This is a genomic window from Stenotrophomonas sp. RIT309, from assembly GCF_000632045.1.
GTDB lineage: Bacteria > Pseudomonadota > Gammaproteobacteria > Xanthomonadales > Xanthomonadaceae > Stenotrophomonas > Stenotrophomonas indicatrix.
Window position 1 is genome coordinate 95882 of the sequence record NZ_JFYS01000044.1, and the last position, 16186, is coordinate 112067.

The 16186-nt window shown below is 68.4% G+C and carries 18 protein-coding genes and 1 pseudogene; 5 read left to right on the top strand and 14 right to left on the bottom strand.

Features of this window, described 5'->3' with window-relative positions:
- Positions 1 to 97: 97 nt before the first annotated feature.
- Together cydD and cydC are read left to right on the top strand one after the other, a co-directional pair.
- The gene (gene cydD / locus BW38_RS00575; protein WP_032978754.1) at positions 98 to 1843 is read left to right on the top strand and encodes a thiol reductant ABC exporter subunit CydD; all 1746 of its coding nucleotides are present in this window, start codon (positions 98 to 100) and stop codon (positions 1841 to 1843) included.
- A complete protein-coding gene (cydC, locus tag BW38_RS00570; protein WP_032978757.1) occupies positions 1840 to 3519 on the top strand; it encodes a thiol reductant ABC exporter subunit CydC in 1680 nt (559 codons plus the stop codon). The genes cydD and cydC overlap by 4 nt, the downstream gene beginning before the upstream one ends.
- Positions 3520 to 3569: 50 nt before the next feature.
- Here the strand turns inward: cydC and BW38_RS00565 are convergent, their stop codons facing one another.
- From BW38_RS00565 to ccmA, 12 genes and pseudogenes are all read right to left on the bottom strand, one after another.
- Positions 3570 to 3914, bottom strand: coding sequence for a DUF1294 domain-containing protein (locus BW38_RS00565; RefSeq protein ID WP_032978760.1), 345 nt, complete (start codon positions 3912 to 3914; stop codon positions 3570 to 3572).
- Positions 3914 to 5026 (bottom strand): homoserine O-acetyltransferase, encoded by a 1113-nt coding sequence (locus BW38_RS00560; protein ID WP_032978763.1) that lies wholly within the window; start codon positions 5024 to 5026, stop codon positions 3914 to 3916. Before BW38_RS00560 ends, BW38_RS00565 begins: the two co-directional genes overlap by 1 nt.
- 153 nt (positions 5027 to 5179) lie before the next feature.
- Positions 5180 to 6169, bottom strand: a complete 990-nt coding sequence (locus BW38_RS00555) for a cytochrome c biogenesis protein (RefSeq protein WP_051585177.1) — start codon at positions 6167 to 6169, stop codon at positions 5180 to 5182.
- Positions 6163 to 6591 carry a cytochrome c-type biogenesis protein gene (locus tag BW38_RS00550; RefSeq protein ID WP_223497280.1) on the bottom strand — a complete coding sequence of 143 codons (429 nt, stop codon included), beginning with the start codon at positions 6589 to 6591 and terminating at the stop codon, positions 6163 to 6165. The genes BW38_RS00555 and BW38_RS00550 overlap by 7 nt, the downstream gene beginning before the upstream one ends.
- Positions 6592 to 6625: 34 nt before the next feature.
- Positions 6626 to 7243, bottom strand: a complete 618-nt coding sequence (locus BW38_RS00545) for a DsbE family thiol:disulfide interchange protein (protein WP_025876469.1) — start codon at positions 7241 to 7243, stop codon at positions 6626 to 6628.
- Between the two features lie 9 nt (positions 7244 to 7252).
- Positions 7253 to 9172, bottom strand: coding sequence for a heme lyase CcmF/NrfE family subunit (locus tag BW38_RS00540; RefSeq protein WP_025876472.1), 1920 nt, complete (start codon positions 9170 to 9172; stop codon positions 7253 to 7255).
- The gene (gene ccmE, locus BW38_RS00535) at positions 9173 to 9634 is read right to left on the bottom strand and encodes a cytochrome c maturation protein CcmE (RefSeq protein ID WP_025876474.1); all 462 of its coding nucleotides are present in this window, start codon (positions 9632 to 9634) and stop codon (positions 9173 to 9175) included.
- Entirely contained in the window at positions 9631 to 9780 is a 150-nt protein-coding gene (locus tag BW38_RS00530) for a heme exporter protein CcmD (RefSeq protein WP_327083168.1), read from the bottom strand. The genes ccmE and BW38_RS00530 overlap by 4 nt, the downstream gene beginning before the upstream one ends.
- Positions 9749 to 9832 (bottom strand): annotated as a pseudogene (locus tag BW38_RS22215) (hypothetical protein); the annotation flags it as partial. The gene BW38_RS00530 and the pseudogene BW38_RS22215, both read right to left, overlap by 32 nt.
- Positions 9813 to 10577, bottom strand: a complete 765-nt coding sequence (ccmC, locus tag BW38_RS00525; protein ID WP_025876477.1) for a heme ABC transporter permease CcmC — start codon at positions 10575 to 10577, stop codon at positions 9813 to 9815. The pseudogene BW38_RS22215 and the gene ccmC, both read right to left, overlap by 20 nt.
- Before the next feature lie 43 nt (positions 10578 to 10620).
- Complete coding sequence (gene ccmB / locus BW38_RS00520; protein WP_032978766.1) at positions 10621 to 11316, bottom strand: heme exporter protein CcmB; 696 nt, start codon at positions 11314 to 11316, stop codon at positions 10621 to 10623.
- A complete protein-coding gene (gene ccmA, locus BW38_RS00515) occupies positions 11313 to 12014 on the bottom strand; it encodes a heme ABC exporter ATP-binding protein CcmA (RefSeq protein ID WP_088101762.1) in 702 nt (233 codons plus the stop codon). The genes ccmB and ccmA overlap by 4 nt, the downstream gene beginning before the upstream one ends.
- 143 nt (positions 12015 to 12157) lie before the next feature.
- Here ccmA and BW38_RS00510 point away from each other — a divergent pair, with 143 nt between their 5' ends.
- The 3 genes from BW38_RS00510 to BW38_RS00500 all read left to right on the top strand — a co-directional run bounded on the left by BW38_RS00510 (position 12158) and on the right by BW38_RS00500 (position 14670).
- Positions 12158 to 13306 carry a pyridoxal phosphate-dependent aminotransferase gene (locus BW38_RS00510; RefSeq protein ID WP_032978768.1) on the top strand — a complete coding sequence of 383 codons (1149 nt, stop codon included), beginning with the start codon at positions 12158 to 12160 and terminating at the stop codon, positions 13304 to 13306.
- A 14-nt stretch (positions 13307 to 13320) separates the two neighbouring features.
- Entirely contained in the window at positions 13321 to 14127 is an 807-nt protein-coding gene (locus tag BW38_RS00505) for an amidohydrolase (protein WP_032978771.1), read from the top strand.
- A gap of 105 nt (positions 14128 to 14232) precedes the next feature.
- Complete coding sequence (locus tag BW38_RS00500) at positions 14233 to 14670, top strand: hypothetical protein (protein WP_032978774.1); 438 nt, start codon at positions 14233 to 14235, stop codon at positions 14668 to 14670.
- On the opposite strand, the gene BW38_RS00495 is transcribed toward BW38_RS00500, so the two are convergent.
- Both BW38_RS00495 and BW38_RS00490 read right to left on the bottom strand, forming a co-directional pair.
- Complete coding sequence (locus BW38_RS00495) at positions 14657 to 14950, bottom strand: hypothetical protein (RefSeq protein ID WP_032978890.1); 294 nt, start codon at positions 14948 to 14950, stop codon at positions 14657 to 14659. The two genes, BW38_RS00500 and BW38_RS00495, sit on opposite strands and share 14 nt — an antisense overlap.
- A 95-nt stretch (positions 14951 to 15045) precedes the next feature.
- On the bottom strand, positions 15046 to 16173 hold the full coding sequence (locus tag BW38_RS00490; protein WP_032978777.1) for an MFS transporter: 1128 nt from the start codon (positions 16171 to 16173) through the stop codon (positions 15046 to 15048).
- Between the last annotated feature and the right edge of the window lie 13 nt (positions 16174 to 16186).

The window sequence follows — 16186 nt, forward strand, 5'->3', positions numbered from 1 at the left end:
TATGCCAACCCGATGAAGACTGCGACCGCCGGCCGCAGGGGAAGGCTGTTGCCTGCGCCTACAATGCCGTCCATCCCCCTGCTGCCTGTGAAGAGCCTTGAGCGCTGCCGAACCGACCGCTGACGCCCCTGATCGGGATGAAGAATCGACCCGCCTGCGGCGTGTGCGTACCGCCTGGCTGGCCGATCTGGCCCGTGCCGCGAAGGGGCGGCAGCGGCTGGCGTCGCTGTGCATCAGCGTGTCCGGTGCGCTGTTGATCGCTCAAGCTGCCGCCATCGCCTGGCTGGTGCAGCAGGTGCTGGTCGAGCGCGTGCCGCTGGCCCAGGGCCTGCCGGTGCTGGCCGCGCTGGCGGTGATCCTTGTCGTGCGCACCCTGCTGGGCAGTGCCACCCAGGCCGCGGCCGGTGACGTTGCCGATGCCGCACGCCTGTCCCTGCGCGAGCGTGTCTTCGCGCGTCTGCTCGGGCACGGCCCATTGTGGCTTCGGCAGCGCCGTACCGGTGAACTGGGCGAGTTGATGCTGCATCACGGCGATGCGATCGAGAACTACTACAGTGGTTTCCTGCCGGTGCGTACCGAAGTGGTGGTGGTGCCGTTGTTGATCCTGGCTGCTGTGGCCTGGGTCGATTGGGTGGTTGCACTGATCCTGCTGTTCACTGCACCGCTGGTGCCGTTTTTCATGATGCTGGTGGGCTGGGGCGCCGAAGCCGCCGGGCGCGCGCAGCTGGGCGAGCTGGCGCGGATGAGCGGGCACTTCGCCGATCGCATCAAGGGCCTGGGCCTGCTGCGCCTGTATGGCCGTGGGGAAGCCGAACTGGCCGGCATCGAGGCCGCGGCAGAAGGTGTGCGCGTTCGCACGATGAAGGTGCTGCGCATCGCCTTCCTGTCGTCCACCGTGCTGGAATTCTTTGCCTCGGTCAGCGTGGCGATGGTCGCGTTGTATCTGGGCCTGAGCTATCTGGGCCTGATGTCGCTGCATGCGGCCGTGCCGACGCTGGGGGCGGGCCTGTTCTGCCTGCTGCTGGCACCGGAGTTCTACGCGCCGTTGCGGCGCCTGGCCGCGCACTATCACGACCGCGCCAATGCACTGGCCGCCGCCGCCGAGGTGGAGCGCCTGCTGCAGGCGCTGCCGGAAGAGGAGGTCAGCACAATCGACGGCACTGTGCCGTTGGCGCCAGAGCCTGCCGAGGCCGCCCTGCCGCCACTGCAGGCGCACTGTCTGGTATTGCGTCCGTTGGGCGCTGCGCACGATGTGCTGCAGAACCTGGACCTGCAGCTGGAACCGGGCCAGCGTCTGGCCCTGGTCGGCCCCAGTGGCAGCGGCAAGAGCACGTTGCTGGAAGCGCTGGCCGGTTGGCTGCCGCCGCGTGCTGGCCGGGTGCAGCTGCGGCCGGGGCTGCAGGTGGCCTATGCCAGCCAGCGTCCCTATCTGTTCCACGGCACCATCGCCGAGAACCTGCGCCTGGCCGATCCCGGTGCCAGCGACGCGCGCCTGCGCGCCGTTGCCGAAGCCGCCCAGGTGCTGCAGTTCGCACAGCGCCTGCCGCAGGGGCTGGATACGCTGATCGGCGAGCGCGGCTTTGGCCTGTCCGGTGGCGAAGCACGTCGCATCGGCCTGGCGCGCCTGCTGCTGCGCGATCCGCAGGTGCTGCTGCTGGACGAGCCGACCGCGTTTCTCGATGCCGAAACCGAAGCAGCGCTGCTGCGCAGCCTGGCCGCCTATGCGCGCGGACGCAGCGTGGTGGTGGCCACCCACAGCCCGGCGGTGATCGCCTGGGCCGACCGCTGCCTGCTGTTGCCCGAAGGGCGCCTGGTTGAGCCGGCGCAGGCGGTACGCGCATGAGCCGCTCTGCCGATTCGCTGCGCACGGTATTCCTGCGTCATCGCCCGCGCCTGCTGCTGGCAGTGCTGCTGCTGTGGACCACGATGCTGGCCGGCACCGCCCTGCTGGGCCTGTCTGGTGGCTTCCTCACTGCTGCAGCGCTGGCCGGTGCAGCGGGCCTTGGCCAGGGCTTCAATTTCTTCACTCCGTCGGCCGGCATCCGCGGCCTGACCATGGCGCGCATCGCATCGCGCTACTTCGAAAAGCTGGTGGGGCATGACGCCACCCTGCGCATCGCCCGCGACCTGCGCGTATGGTTCTTCCGCCGCGCGCTGCCACTGGCCCCGGCACGGCTGGGTGCAACCCGCACCGGCGATCTGCTGGCGCGGCTGCTGGGTGACATCGGCGAAATCGATGGCCTGCTGGTGCGTGCCATCGGCCCGTTGCTGGCGCTGGGCGCGTTGACGTTGGTGGGCGTGGGCTCGGCAGCGTTGATCCTGCCATCGGCAGCGGTGCTGCTGGCGGTACTGGCGTTGCTGATCGGCATTGGCGTGCCGTGGCTGGGCGTGAGGGGCCATGACAGCGAAGAGGCCGACCGCGCCGCACATCGCGCAGCGTTGCGCACGGCGGCATTCGAGGGGCTGGAAGGGGCGGCTGATCTGGCCGCGCTCAACGCTGGCAATGCCTGGCAGTTGAAGGTGCGGGTGGCGGCCAAGCAGGTGGCCTCGCGCGATCGTCGTCGACGCCTGCGGCTGATCGCTGCATCAACGCTGCATGGTGTGCTGGCCGGGCTCGGCCTGGTGGCGATGCTGGCACTGGCGCTGCATGCGGCCGAACAACAGCGCATCGCGCCGGAAATGGCCGCCGGGCTGGTGTTCCTGACCGTGGCGATGATCGAACTGTGGGCGGGCATGGGCCTGGCCTGGCAGTCGCTGCAATCGGGCCGCATTGCGGCCGCGCGCCTGCAGGGCATCGTCGAGCAGGCACCTTCAGTGCAGGAGCCGGTGTCGCCGCAGCCGCTGGCGCCGGCGGCGACCGTGCATTGGGACGATGTGCACTTCCAGTGGCCGGGCGCCGCACGGCCGGTGCTGCGTGGCCTGCAGCTGACGCTGGCACCGGGCGAGCGCATCGCCATCCGTGGCGACAGCGGCAGCGGCAAGACCACCTTGTCGAGCCTGCTGCTGCGGCTGTGGGATCCGCAGCAAGGGCGGCTGACCTACGGTGGCCAGGACCTGCGCGATGTCGCCCAGGCCGACTGGCACCGGCACCTGGCGTGGCTGCCGCAGAACGCGCCGGTGTTTGCCGGCAGCGTGGCCGCGAACCTGCGGCTGGGCGATCCCGAGGCCAGCGACGAAGCGTTGTGGGCGGTGCTGCAACGGGTACGGCTGGGTGAATGGGCCGAGCGCAACGGCGGCCTGCAGGCGTGGGTGGGCGAGAACGGCGCAACGATGTCGGCCGGCCAGGCGCGTCGCCTGGCGCTGGCCCGCGCGCTGCTGCGCAATGCGCCGATCCTGCTGGTGGATGAGCCCACCGAAGGCCTGGACGTGGATACCGCGCGCGCGCTGCTGCAGGACCTGCCAGCACTGCTGGAAGGGCGCAGCCTGCTGATGATCACCCACGATGACCTGCCCGCGGGTGTGGTGGATGTGCAGTACCGGTTGGTGGACGGGGTGCTGGTCCGCGAACCGCTTCGGTAGATGCCGACCTTGGTCGGCATATCCACGCGTGGCGTGGATCTACAGGGCAGCTACCGCGAAAACGCGCGCAGCATCACCGCGATCGAGGCCACGTTGGCCAGCACGCATAACCAGAACACCCACTGGAACGGCGCCTTGCGATGTTTATGGCGGAACAGCGCCTGGCCGAGCAGCGCGCCGGGCCAGCCGCCGGCAAAGGCCAGCAGCTGCAGCGTGCGTTCGGGCGTCCTCTGCTGTTTTCGCTGCGCGGCGCGCTTGTCGTGCCCATACAGGCCGAACGACACCGCACTGGCCAGCATGCACCATGCGCCCAGCCAGAGCGGAAACACGCCGGTTGCGGTCAAGCCGATCAACGCACCGAACGCGGCCAGTGCGAGATTGCGCCGCCACGCCACTACAGTTCGTCGAGGAAGCCGCGCACGGCCGGGCCGAAACGTTCGAAGTCGACCAGGAACGCGTCATGACCCTGGGGCGATTCCAGGCCGATGAAACGCGCGTCCGCGCCACCAGCGCGCAGGCCATCGGCGACCTGTTGCTGCTGCTGTACAGGGAACAGGATGTCGGTGTTGGCGCCAATCGCCAGTGCCTTGCCAACGCGGATGCTGGCCAGTCCGGCCAGCACATCGCCATCGCCATACTCGGCCAGATCGAACCAGTCCATCGAGCGGCTCAGGTACAGATAGCAGTTGGGGTCGAAGAAGCGCACGAACCGGCGTGCATGGCCTTCCAGATAGCTCTCGACCTGGAATTCCAGGCCGAATGGATCATCGTCGGTCTGGTCTGAATCCAGCCGCACGCGACCGAAGCGGCCATCCCATTCCAGTGCCGAGCGGTAGGTGATCACGCCCAGCTTGCGTGCCATGCGCATGCCCGATTCCGGGTACGCCTCATCGTCGTAGTGGCCACCGTTCCAGCGCGGGTCCAGGCGGATCGCTTCGCGCTGCAGCGAACGGATGGCGATCGAGAACGGCAGGGCCTGCGCGCTGCCGGAAATGTTGATATGGCTGCGGGCGATGCCCGGGTGCAGCAGCAACACCGCCAGCGCCGTCATCCCGCCCATCGAATTGCCGATCACGCAGGCGAGTTGTCCGATGCCCAGTGCGCGCACCACGTCGATCGCCGCGCGTGCGCCGTCTTCGATGGACAGTTCCGGGAAATCCAGGCGATACAGCTCGCCGTTGGCCGGATTGATCGAGGCCGGGCCGGTGGAGCCCTTGCAGCTACCCAGCGAATTCACGCACACCACGAACCAGCGGTCGGTATCGATCGGTTTGCCGGGGCCGAGCATGGCCTCCCACCAGCCTGGCGCAGGGTTGGCTTCGTTGGCCGCGGCATGCGCATCCGGCGACAGGCCGGTGACGATCAGGATCGCGTTGCTGGCCTCTTCGTCCAGCGCGCCCCAGGTCTCGTAGGCCACGTGCGCGCCGTGCAGGACACCGCCGCGTTTGCACGGAAAGGGCGAGGGCAGGGCATGGAAGCGGGTGCCCGGAGGAATGAATTCGGTCATGCGACCATTCTAGCGGGGCGGCGTGTACAGCTGGCGACACGCTGGTTTCCATCAACGGGCTGAGCGTGAATCCGCCGGGCATGGCCCGGCGCTACCGGTGGTGCGCGTGGGTAGCGCCGGGCCATGCCCGGCGAGCGCAGCGGCGCGTGTACGTTACGGGAACTGCAGCTCAACCACACCGTCATGCGGCAGGCTGACCTTGACCGGGGCGGTCTGCAGGTCGTCTTCGCTGCGGTTGGCGCTGCCGCTGCGCGAAATGCGCGCCAGTACTTCCACTTCGCGATGTGCCGACAACGGTGCGGTAGGCATCGGGCTGTCGCCGTCGCCGAGGCCGACCGTTGCAGGGAAGCCGGCCAGGGGCAGCTTGCGTGCAGCCACCGGCATCGGCGGGCCGCCCACAGCGCGCGCCAGCACGAAGACCTGGGTGCTGGCCGGCCAGTCACCCGCTTTCAATGATGCGGGCAGCTGCACCCGTACCTGCAGCAGCGCGGGAGCAGCTGCCGGTGCGTGCGATGGCTGGCCGGCCGCCTCGCGGGCGATGGCGATCTGTGCCTGCAGCGCCTGCGCGGCACCCGGCTCCAGGCGTGGCAGCAGCGTGCTCCAGAGTTCGGCGGCCTCGGCATTGCGGCCCCGCTGGCGCAGGGCAATGCCAAGCAGCCAGCTTGCGCGTTCGGCGTCGGGCGACAAGGTACGTGCGCGCTGCAGCCATGCCAGCGCGGTGTCATCGAACTGCTTGCCAGGATCGGCCTGGGCGCGTGCCTGCGCGGCCTCGACCAGCACGCCCGGTTCGTCCGGTGCCAGTGCTGCGGCGCGGTTGAAGGCGTCGGCCGCGGCGGCGGCATTGCCAAGCTCGGCCTGCGAACGACCCAGCAGCGCCCAGCCATCGGTGCGTTGCGGGTCACGCTGCAGCGCCTGCTGCAGCGCCTCTACACCGTCACGCAACGTGGCGACCGAAGGCGCAGGCTGCACCTGTGCGGCGCGGGGATTGCCGACCAGCAGATACAGGCAGGCACCGGCCACGCCCAGTGCCACCACCCCCAGCACGAAGCTGCGACGGCCATGCTGGCGCAGCGGCCACAGCACCACGGCCGCCAACAGCGCAGCGGCCACTGCGGCGACCATCGGCAACCAGTGCGTCACCAGTCCTCTCCCTCGGTTGGGTCCGCTGCAGCGGATGCATCCATCTGCCGACTACGGCGACGGACGATGCCCATCACCACCAGCGCGCCGCCACCCAGTACCAGCAGCGGGCCGCCCCACAGCAGCCAGGTGCCCGGTTGCAGTGGCGGTTGATAGAGCACGAACTCGCCATAGCGGGCGACCAGGAACTGCTTGATGGCCGCATCGTCGAGGCCCTGCTGCATCAACTGCAGCACTTCGCGGCGCAGGTCCTGCGCGATCTGCGCGTTGGAATCGGCCAGTGACTGGTTCTGGCACTGCACGCAGCGCAACTGCGCAGCCAGGTCGTGGAAGCGCGTCTCCTCGGCTGCATCGCGGAACATCAGCGGCCGCGCATCATGCACCGGTTGTTGGGCGAGGCCGGAGTTTGGCAGCGCCAGGGTCATCGCCAGCAGCAGCGGCAGCAGCCAGCGCATGCGCTTACGGCGAGGCGTGCAGGGTGTTGCCAGCATCGCCCTGGGCCTTTTCAAGCTTTTCCAGCGCCGGAATCAACTTCTCATCGACCACCTGCTGGGTCATCGCGCCGCTGTACTTCCAGCGCACGATGCCACTGCCATCGACCAGGAAGGTCTCCGGTGCTGCCGTCACACCCCAGTCGATGGCGGTGCGGCCTTCGATGTCGCTCAACACGACCATGAACGGGTTGCCCAGCTGTTCCAGCCAGTGCAGCGCGTCGGTCGGTTCATCCTTCCAGTTGTAGCCGATCACGCGTACGCGCTTGCTCTCGGCGAAGCGGGTCAGTACCGGATGTTCTTCACGGCAGGCCGCGCACCAGCTGCCCCAGACGTTGAGCAGGTACGGCGCGCCACGCAGCTCCTCGCTGCGCACGATCATCTGCGGGTCATGCAGCACCGGCAGCGCGAACGCCGGCGCCGGCTTGTCGATCAGTGCCGAAGGCAGCACGTCGCGCTGCGGATCGCCCGATTTCATCACCCCGTAGATCATCAGGCCAAGCAGGCCGAAGAAGAACAGGACGCCGATCACGATGGCTACCGGCGGCAGCGGGCGGGAAGGGCGTGGGGCGGGTGACTCGGACATGGGGAACTCCTACGGACGACGAAAGCGGCGATCGGCAGCGGTGATGAATCCGCCCAGGGCCATCAACAGCGCGCCCAGCCAGATCCAGCGCACGAAGGGCTTGATGTGCACCCGTACCGCCCATGCATTGTTGCCCAGAGGCTCGCCCAATGCCACGTAGACATCACCGCTGAGTCGTGCATCGATGCCTGCTTCGGTCATCACCTGGCCGCCGCTGGCGTACTGGCGCTTCTCTGGATGCAGCAGGGCCAGCTCGCGACCGTCGCGCAGCACCCGCAGATGGCCGCGATCAGCGATGAAATTGGGGCCTTCGCGGTGGTCCACGCCCTCGAAGCGCACTTCGTGCCCGGCGACCACCACCTGCTGGCCCGGCGACAGCGCCACTTCGCGCTGCACGTTCAACGCTTCCACCAGCAGCGCGCCGGCCAGGAACACCGCGACACCGGCATGGGCGACGATCATGCCAAGCATTTCGGCAGTGAAGCGGCCATTGCCACGCAGGCGCTGCCAGACGAACCGGGCGGTGCCCAGCCCAACCCAGGCCGCAGCCGCAACGCCGATGCCGGCCTTCCAGCCATTCTGCGGCGCCTGCCACCAGGCCCAGGCGCCAAGCAGCACAGCCAGCCCCGCCCATGGCAACAGCAATGCCAGTGCGCGCGAGGGTTGGTCGCGCTGCCACTTCACCAGCGGACCGAACGGCAGCAGCATCACCATCGGTGCCATCAGCAGCAGGAACAGGCTGCCGAAGTACGGTGGGCCCACCGAGATCTTGCCCAGCGACAGCGCATCGGCCAGCAGTGGGTAGAGGGTGCCCAGCAGGACCATCGCGCAGGCGCTGGCCAGCAGCAGGTTGTTGGCAAGCAGCAGGGTTTCCCGCGAGGTCGCGGTGAAGCCACGGCGCGGATCACCGGCATCCACGGCCAGCCGCGGCGCACGCAGCGCATACAGCAGCAGGCTGCCCCCCACCAGCACCGACAGGAAGATCAGGATGAACAGCCCACGCGAGGGATCGGCCGCGAACGAATGCACGCTGGTCAGGACGCCGGAGCGGACCAGGAAGGTGCCCAGCAGCGACAGCGCGAACGCCGCGATGGCCAGCAGCAGCGTCCAGCTGCCGAAGGTGCCGCGCTTTTCGGTGACCGCCTGCGAATGGATCAGCGCCGCGCCGACCAGCCAGGGCATGAAGCTGGCGTTCTCGACCGGGTCCCAGAACCACCAGCCGCCCCAGCCCAGCTCGTAGTACGCCCACCAGCTGCCCAGTGCGATGCCCAGCGTGAGGAAGCCCCAGGCGACATTGGTCCAGGGCCGCGTCCAGCGTTGCCAGCGTGCATCGACACGGCCTTCCAGCAGTGCCGCCACGGCGAAGGCGAACGGCACCGCGAAGCCGACGTAGCCCAGGTACAGCATCGGCGGATGGATGATCAGCCCCGGATCCTGCAGCAACGGGTTGAGGTCACGGCCTTCCAGTGGCACCGGGTTCAAGCGCAGGAACGGATTGGAGGTGAAGATCAGGAAGGCGAGGAAGCCGACGCTGACCACGCCCATCACCGCCAGCACGCGCGCCTGTACCGGTGCCGGCAGGTGGCGCGAAAACAGCGCCACTGCACCGGTCCACAGCGCCAGCACCAGCGCCCACATCAGCAGCGAGCCTTCGTGCGCCCCCCACACCGCCGAATAGCGGTAGATCAACGGCAGCAGCGAATTGGAGTTCTCGGCGACGTAGCGCACCGAGAAATCCTGTTGCACGAAGGCCGCCGTCAGTACGGCGAAGGCGCCGGCCAGCAGCACCAGCTGGGCAAAGGCCGCCGGGCGGGCAACGGCCATCCATGCGTCATTGCCGCGCTGCGCGCCCACCAGCGGCAGCACCGCCTGCAGCAGCGAGGCCAGCAGCGCGCACAGCAGGAGGATCTGACCGAATTCGGGAAGCACTCAGCGCGCCTCGGGCGCCGTGACCGGCACATCGTGCTTGCGATGCGCATCGCCCATCTTGTCGGCCACTTCCTTGGGCACGTAGTTCTCATCGTGCTTGGCCAGCACCTCGTCGGCGACGAAGGTACCGTCCTGCAGGCGACCGCTGGCGACCACGGCGGTCCCCTCGCGGAACATGTCCGGCAGGATGCGGTCGGTACTGACCGGGAGCGTTGCATCGCCGTCGGTGACCACGAAGTGGGCCTGCAGCGAGCCGCTGGGTCGATCGAAGGACCCCTTCACCACCATGCCACCCAGGCGGAAGCGGGACTGCGCATCCACGTCGCCGCGCAGCACTTCCGAAGGCGTGTACAGGTAGGCGATGTTGCGCTGCAGGGCGAAGGCCACCAGCGTGGTGGCCAGCCCGGAGGCCAGCAACAGCAGGAGCACCCAGATCATGCGGCGTCGCTGTACCGGCGTCATCGGCTGAGCTCGGTGGCAAGCGGCGCCGGTGCCGACGCGTTGCCACGCGCCTGCAGCCGCTGCTGGCGGCGTTGCGCCAGCTGTCGGGCGCTGCGCAGGCGCAGCCACGAGCCCAGCGCATCGCAGGCCAGCACCAGCAGGAACACCGCGAAGGCGGCGATGAGGTAGGGCAGGTGGGTCATCGCCGTGCCTCCCCATCCGCGGTGCCGAAGCGCTCGCCGATCCAGGCCTTGCCGGCCTCGCGCGCGATGTTGTCGGCGCGCGCCTTGGCCAGCAGCGAGCCGACGAACCACAGTTTGGTGGCCACCACCATCCACCACAGCGGGGCGATCAGTTCCGGCCGCACGGCGTTCTCGCCGAACACGTTGATCGACTGGCGCTGGTGCAGCGCGCCCCACCAGTCCACCGAATAGCGGATGATCGGCAGCAGGCCCACGCCGACGATGGCCAGCAGGCCGGCCGCGCGTGCGGCACTGCGGCGGTCTTCGATGGCGTGGTACAGGCCGATCACGCCCAGGTACAGGAACAGCAGGATCAGCTCGCTGGTCATGCGCGGGTCCCAGTCCCACCAGGTGCCCCAGGTGCCCTTGCCCCAGATGCTGCCGGTCAGCAGGGTGATCAGGGTGAAGCCGGCGCCCATCGGCGCACAGGCCATCGCCAGGATCTCGCAGATCTTGATGCGCCAGATCAGCGCGATGGCGGCGTAGGCGGCCATCAGCGCGAACACGAACAGGCTCATCCAGGCGCTGGGTACATGGATGTAGATGATGCGGAAGGCGTCGTGCTGGTTCTGTTCCGGCGGTGCCACGAACAGGCCCTGCCACAGGCCGATCAGCAGCACCGGAACCGCCGCAGCGTAGAACACGCGGGACCAGCGTGCGGCGAAACGATCGAAGGTCGGGGGCGAACCGAGTTGATGGAACCAGCGGACGATCGGATTCATGCGTGGCGGCTATCCAGCAGGGGTGGATTGGCTCTCAGCTCGGTCAACTCAGAGAAATACGGATCGCAGCAGCGGTGGCCAACGGTGCCAGCACCAGGGCGATCACCAGTCCAGCGCCCAGCATCAGCAGCGCACCGACCGGGTCCTGCCCGCGGCTGGCTGCCGCCAGGCTGCCGGCACCGAAGACAAGCACCGGTACGTACAACGGCAACGACAGCAACGCCACGAGAATACCAGAGCGCCGGATGCCGACGGTCAGTGCAGCGACCACGCCACCGATCAGGCTCAACAACGGTGTTCCCAGCAGCAACGATGCCAGCAACATCGGCAGCTGGTCATGCGGCAGATGCAGCATTTCCGCCAGCAACGGGCTCAGCAGGATCAGTGGCAGGGCGGTGGTCGCCCAATGCAGCAGCACCCGCACCAGCACCAGCCACGCCAGTGGCACCGGCGCCAGCAGCCATTGTTCGAGCGAACCGTCTTCGGCGTCGGAGCGGAACAGCGAATCCAGCGCCAGCTGCCCGGCCAGCAGTACCGCCAACCACAGCACCGCACCGGCGGTGGCGGCCAGCAGCTGCGGGTCCCGGCCCTGGGCCAGGGCGAACAGCACCACCACCAGCAGGGCGAACAGCACCGGCTGCAGGGCATCGCCGCGACGCCGCCAGAGCAGGCGCAGGTCGCGCGCAATCAGCGCGCGGGCGGTCTGCCACAGGCCCGGTTCGGTGCCTGGCGCGATCATGCTTCACCCCCCAGATCGAGCTGGCGGGTGCGTACCGGCGGGGCGGCATAGGCGCCATGCGTGGTGACCAGGGCGGCGCCGCCACTGCGCAGGTGTGCGGAAATCATCCGATTGACCAGGTTGATGCCTTCCAGGTCGAGGTTGGCATAGGGTTCGTCGAGCAGCCACAGCGGTGCCGGCGACAACCAGATGCGGGCCAGCGCAAGCCGCCGCTTCTGTCCGGCGGACAGGTGCCGCACCAGGGTGTCCTCGTAGCCGGCCAGGCCGACGATGGCCAGCGCATTGCCCGGCATCTGCCGTGCGCGGCGGCCGTGCAGGCCGCAGAGGAAATGCAGGTTCTCCAGCGTGTCCAGGTCCGGCTTCAGCGCCGGCAGGTGGCTGAGGTAGGCGACATAGCGCGCACGCTCGGCGTTGCTGGCCGGCCTGCCGTCGATCAGTACCTGGCCCGCGCCCGGGCGCGCCAGGCCCGACAGCACGCGCAGCAGGGTGGTCTTGCCGGCACCGTTGCCGCCCTGCACCAGCAGCGCCTCGCCGGCATCCACATGGAAGTCCAGCGGGCCGAACACCGGCTCGTCATTGCGGGAGAAGCTCAGGCCGCTGGCGGCCAGCAATGCAGGGGTGTTCAAGGCGCAGGGGTCTTCATGCGGGAGTGCGGCAGCAATTGTAGCGGTGAATGTGACCCGGTAGCGCCGGGCCATGCCCGGCGAGCGCGCAGCGCGGCTTGCCATCGGTGCGGCATGTGCAAAGAGCCGCCGGGTATGACCCGGCGCTACCGTCGGCGCCGCAGGCCGGGTCGGGATTTCGTACACTTCCAGCCCTTGTTTCCTCACAGCCCAGGCCGATGCAACCGAACACCAAGCTGCCCAAGGTCGGTACCACGATCTTCACCGTGATGTCCCAGCTCGCCGCCGAACACGGCGCGGTCAACCTCGGCCAGGGGTTCCCGGATTTCTCCGCGCCGCAGCGCCTGATCGACGAGACCAGCAAGGCGATGGCCGCCGGCCTGAACCAGTACCCGCCGATGACCGGCGTGGCACCGCTGCGCCAGGCCATCGCGCAGAAGTCGCTGGACCTGTACGGCGCGACGATCGATCCGGACACCGAGATCACCGTCACCAGCGGCGCCACCGAGGCGATCTTCAACGCCATCCACGCCGTGGTGCGTGCCGGCGAGGAAGTGATCGTGCTCGACCCGGCCTACGACTGCTATGAGCCGGCGATCGAACTGGCCGGCGCCACCGCCGTGCACGTGCCGCTGGACCCGCAGACCTTCGCGGTGGACTGGGACCGCGTGCGCGCGGCGATCACCCCGCGCACCCGCCTGCTGATGGTCAACACCCCGCACAACCCGTCCGGCGCGATGCTGGACGAGGCCGACATGCAGGCGCTGGCCGATGTACTGCGCGGCACGCAGATCTACCTGATATCCGATGAAGTGTACGAGCACATCATCTACGACGGCCGTCGCCACGAATCGGCGCTGCGCTACCCGGAACTGCGCGAGCGCACCTTCGTCATCTCCAGCTTCGGCAAGACCTATCACTGCACTGGCTGGAAGATCGGTTATGCGGTGGCGCCGGCGGCGATGACCGCCGAGTTCCGCAAGGTGCACCAGTACAACACCTTCACCAGCTTCGGCCCGGCGCAGTACGGTTTCGCTGCGATGATCCGCGACGAGCCGCAGCATCATCTGCAACTGGGCGCGTTCTATGAAGCCAAGCGCGACCGCTTCCGCGAGCAGCTGGCCGGTACCCGCCTGAAGGCGCTGCCGGTGCCGGGCGGCTACTTCCAGCTGGTCGACTATTCGGCCATCAGTGACCTGCCGGACCATGAGTTCGTGAAGTGGCTGACCATCGAGAAGGGCGTCACCGCCATTCCGCTGTCGCCGTTCTACGAAACCGCGCCGGTCGGCCAGCGCCTGGTGCGCCTGTGCTTCGCCAAGAACGAGGCCACCCTGGACGCGGCGATCGAACGCCTGCGCCTGCTGTGAGCGGAGGAGACAGCATGCAGGACCTGCGCATTTCCCTCGTCCAGGGCGACACCCGCTGGCACGACCCGGCCGGCAACCGCGAATACTACGGCGCGCTGCTGGCGCCGCTGGCCGGCACCACCGATCTGGTGATCCTGCCGGAAACCTTCACCAGTGGCTTTTCAAACGAAGCGATCGCCCAGGCCGAAGGCATGGACGGCCCGACCGTGGCGTGGGTGCGCGCGCAGGCCAAAGCCTTGAATGCGGCAGTGATCGGCAGCGTGCAGCTGCGCGATGGTGAGGGCGTCTACAACCGCCTGCTGTTCGCCACCCCCGATGGTGGCCTGCAGTACTACGACAAGCGTCACCTGTTCCGTTACGGCGGCGAGCACGAGCGCTACGCCGCCGGCCGCGACCGGTTGTGCGTGGAATGGAAGGGCTGGCGGATCAATCCGCAGGTCTGCTACGACCTGCGTTTCCCGGTGTTCTGCCGCAACCGCTACAACGTCGAGCGAGCCGAACAGCTGGACTTCGACCTGCAGATCTTCGTCGCCAACTGGCCTTCCGCGCGCGCCTACGCGTGGAAGACCCTGCTGCGCGCGCGGGCGATCGAGAACCTGTGTTTCGTCGCCGCAGTCAACCGCGTGGGCGTGGACGGCAACCAGCTGCATTACGCCGGCGACAGCGCGGTCATCGACTTCCTCGGCCAGCCGCAGGTGGAGATCCGCGAGCGCGAGCAGGTGGTGACCACCACCATCTCCGCCGAAGCGCTGGCCTCGCATCGTGCACGCTTCCCGGCCATGCTCGATGCCGATGCCTTCCATCTGGATGTGCAGGCCTGATACGGCGGCTGAACGCTTCCCGCCCCACCGCGCGCGCCTGCATCCAACGTGCACGCGCGCGCTGCTAGATTCGCCCACATTCCGACCGATGTGGATGTTCTGCCGATGAATACCAAGCCGTTTGCCCTGCTGCTGGCGCTCGCCGCAGCGACCCTGGCCCCGACCGCGCAGGCCGGTGGCAACCTTGACTGCCAGCTGCGCTACAACCTGTCCGGCTGGTCACTGATCTACAAGACCGCCTCGGGCAACGGCACCATCCACTGCACCAACGGTTCCAGCATGCCGGTGCGGATCCAGCTGAAGGGCGGCGGCCTGACCGTTGGCAAGTCGAAGATCACCGATGGCCGTGGCAGCTTCACCGGCGCCAGCAGCGTCGGCGAGCTGCTGGGCACCTACGCCTCGGTCGGCGCGCATGCCGGTGCGGTGAAGTCCAGCAACGCGCAGGTGATGACCAAGGGCGATATCTCGCTGGCCCTGTCCGGTACCGGCAAGGGCTGGGACCTGGGTGTGGACGGCGCGGCGTTCACCATCAGCCGGCGTTGAGGCGGGAGGGCTCCCCGGCTTCCCAGCTGATGCGGATGTAGTGCTGCTCGGCGTCGCTGGGCAGCCGTTCGACACTGAAGCGGTTCTCCAGCAGTTGCTCGACGACGCCGTCGACGAGGCGCTCGCTGGCCAGCGCCTTGTTGAAGCCGAACACGATGTAACGGCGGCCGTTTTCCGAGCCGACCTGGATCGATTTGTCCAGATCCCTGTAGTACTGCTCGATCGGTCGAATGGCGGCGTCAGCGTTTGCGCGGGCCTGTTCTGCGGTGATGGTGATCATCGGCATCTGCGTGGTTGCGGAGAACACGCACCATAGCCAGCGCTGCCGCGCGGTTTCCGGCAGTGGCGCACAGTGCAGAGCGTTTGCAGCAATTCCTAGGCCAGCGCGCTCCGCGGACGCAGCAACCACAGCGCCAGCAGTGCACAGGCGATGATGGATGGCGCCAGCATCTGCAGTGCGCCGACAACGGCCATCGCCGCGCCGATCAGCAGGTAGTAGAGCAGGCCGAACAGGGCGCCGGCACTGCCCAGGCAGTGTGCATAGCCGCGTAGTGCCTGCCCGAGCACATTGGGGATGGCCAGGCCGAATCCCGCCACGACCGGCAGCATCGCCATCACCATGACCGGTTGCCCGCGCAGCAGCGCGGCCAGGACACCACCAGCCAGTACCAGCGATGCCGCAATGCGGACGCGCGTCAACGCAGGGACGCCGACACGCAACAGGCGGCCATTGGCCCACGCGCCCAACGCCGAACCCAGCGCCAGCACCGCACCGCTGGCGCCGAACCAGCTGGCCGGCCAGTGCAGGCGTGCGAACACGAACGGCCCCAGCGCGTACCAGCTGTACATGGCCACGTTGAAGGCCATGACCAGCAGCGCGTGCGACCAGATCCAACGGTCGCCCAGCAGTTGCCGCAGCAGGGGCCGCAGCGGTACGGGCGCGATCTGCGCGGGCCGGCTTTCACGCAGCCCGGTTACGCAGCCCAGCATCAGCAATGCAGCGATCAGCAGCAGGCCGGCCTGCACGCCGGCATAGCCATCGGCAGCGACCAGCAGCGAGCCCAGTGCCAGCCCGATCGCCGGGCTCAGCGCCAGCGCCATGCCAATCCAGGAGAACGCCTGCGCCAGCGCGGGCCCTTCAAGGTGGTCGCGCAGCACGGTCTGGGTCACCACCGAGGCGGCGGCGGCGCCCAGGGCGGCCAGCATCTGCGCAGCCAGCACCTGGCCGAACGTGCCGGCCGCCAATCCGCCCAGTGCCGCCAGCACGAAAACGGACAGGCCACCCAGCAGGGCGGGGCGACGGCCAACGCGGTCGGCCAGCCTTCCCCACAGCAGGACGCCCAGCGCGAACCCCAGCAGGTACAGGCTCATCGCCTGGCTGGCAGCGCTGGCCGGCAGGGTGAAGCGTTGCGCCAGATCCGCCAGCGCCGGGCTGTACAGGGTCTGCGCCAGCTGCGGAAACATCAGCAGCGCAATGGTGAGGGACAGCAGGCGAGGTGACATCGGCGCGCTCCGG

Excerpts from the sequence above, each read along its gene's own strand:
- cydC (WP_032978757.1), top strand. The coding sequence starts at position 1,840 with ATGAGCCGCTCTGCCGATTCGCTGCGCACGGTATTCCTGCGTCATCGC.
- BW38_RS00560 (WP_032978763.1), bottom strand. The coding sequence starts at position 5,026 with ATGACCGAATTCATTCCTCCGGGCACCCGCTTCCATGCCCTGCCCTCG.
- BW38_RS00550 (WP_223497280.1), bottom strand. The coding sequence starts at position 6,591 with ATGACCCTGGCGCTGCCAAACTCCGGCCTCGCCCAACAACCGGTGCAT.
- BW38_RS00545 (WP_025876469.1), bottom strand. The coding sequence starts at position 7,243 with ATGTCCGAGTCACCCGCCCCACGCCCTTCCCGCCCGCTGCCGCCGGTA.
- ccmE (WP_025876474.1), bottom strand. The coding sequence starts at position 9,634 with ATGACGCCGGTACAGCGACGCCGCATGATCTGGGTGCTCCTGCTGTTG.
- ccmC (WP_025876477.1), bottom strand. The coding sequence starts at position 10,577 with ATGAATCCGATCGTCCGCTGGTTCCATCAACTCGGTTCGCCCCCGACC.
- ccmB (WP_032978766.1), bottom strand. The coding sequence starts at position 11,316 with ATGATCGCGCCAGGCACCGAACCGGGCCTGTGGCAGACCGCCCGCGCG.
- ccmA (WP_088101762.1), bottom strand. The coding sequence starts at position 12,014 with ATGGCCCGGCGCTACCGGGTCACATTCACCGCTACAATTGCTGCCGCA.
- BW38_RS00510 (WP_032978768.1), top strand. The coding sequence starts at position 12,158 with ATGCAACCGAACACCAAGCTGCCCAAGGTCGGTACCACGATCTTCACC.
- BW38_RS00505 (WP_032978771.1), top strand. The coding sequence starts at position 13,321 with ATGCAGGACCTGCGCATTTCCCTCGTCCAGGGCGACACCCGCTGGCAC.
- BW38_RS00500 (WP_032978774.1), top strand. The coding sequence starts at position 14,233 with ATGAATACCAAGCCGTTTGCCCTGCTGCTGGCGCTCGCCGCAGCGACC.
- BW38_RS00495 (WP_032978890.1), bottom strand. The coding sequence starts at position 14,950 with ATGATCACCATCACCGCAGAACAGGCCCGCGCAAACGCTGACGCCGCC.
- BW38_RS00490 (WP_032978777.1), bottom strand. The coding sequence starts at position 16,173 with ATGTCACCTCGCCTGCTGTCCCTCACCATTGCGCTGCTGATGTTTCCG.